Annotated in this window: 2 protein-coding genes; both read left to right on the top strand. The window is 63.2% G+C overall.

Features of this window, described 5'->3' with window-relative positions:
* A partial coding sequence (locus A5713_RS27650) for a winged helix-turn-helix domain-containing protein (RefSeq protein ID WP_197516376.1) occupies positions 1-131 on the top strand: 131 nt, incomplete at its 5' end.
* 255 nt (positions 132-386) lie between these two features.
* On the top strand, positions 387-674 hold the full coding sequence (locus tag A5713_RS29220) for a hypothetical protein (RefSeq protein ID WP_067919054.1): 288 nt from the start codon (positions 387-389) through the stop codon (positions 672-674).
* Positions 675-771 lie beyond the last annotated feature (97 nt).

Genomic DNA, 771 nt, shown 5'->3' with positions numbered 1-771 from the left:
CGGCGTATGCCACCGAAACGCATTATCTAAGAGTCTATTTGGCGCAGCTGCGACGCAAACTCGAGGACGACCCGTCCCACCCCAAGCACTTGGTGACCGAATCGGGGATGGGTTACCGCTTCGAGGCGTGAGTGTTTGCGCGGCCGACGCCGCGCGTCCGACGCCGCGGTCGGCGACCGACGTCCTGGTCACATCGGTCACTTCCGCCCCGCGTCGGAGCAATCGTCGATGTGCCCGCCTTACAGCGACTTTTAGGCTCGCTGGTGCTCGGGCTCGCGGAGGATGAGTCACATCCGCCACACCGGTCCCTGGCGGGAGAAATCGTCGATTTGCCCGCCTCGCAGCGACAAGACCGGGGTGTCGTACCGGGGTGCAATGGTGCAGGGATGAATCTCCAGGGAATCGAGCTGCGTTACGTGTTGACGATGCACCTCGCCCACAATGGGCCGGCCACCATCGGTCAAATGATCGAAGCCCTTAATAAACAGGGCTTTCGGATCCGCGGTAGGGCATCGAAAGTCATCTCAGACGCCTTGCGGTGGGAGATGGGCCGCGGCAGAGTGCGTCGGATGGGCCGCGGTCGGTACGGGCCTAGATCCATGCCGCGGTCCACCGAATACCGTATTCATCAGCGCGTGCTGTCTCTGCGGCAGGCGACGAGGTTGTCGCTATGAGGCGGACAACTCGTCGATTCCTCCGGCCAGGGGCCGGTGTGGCGGATGTGACTCATCCTCCGCGAGCCCGAGCACCAGCGAGCCTAAAAGTCGCTGT

It is taken from the genome of Mycobacterium sp. E2497, assembly GCF_001668695.1.
GTDB lineage: Bacteria > Actinomycetota > Actinomycetes > Mycobacteriales > Mycobacteriaceae > Mycobacterium.
This window is presented reverse-complemented; position numbering and strand designations above follow the sequence as displayed.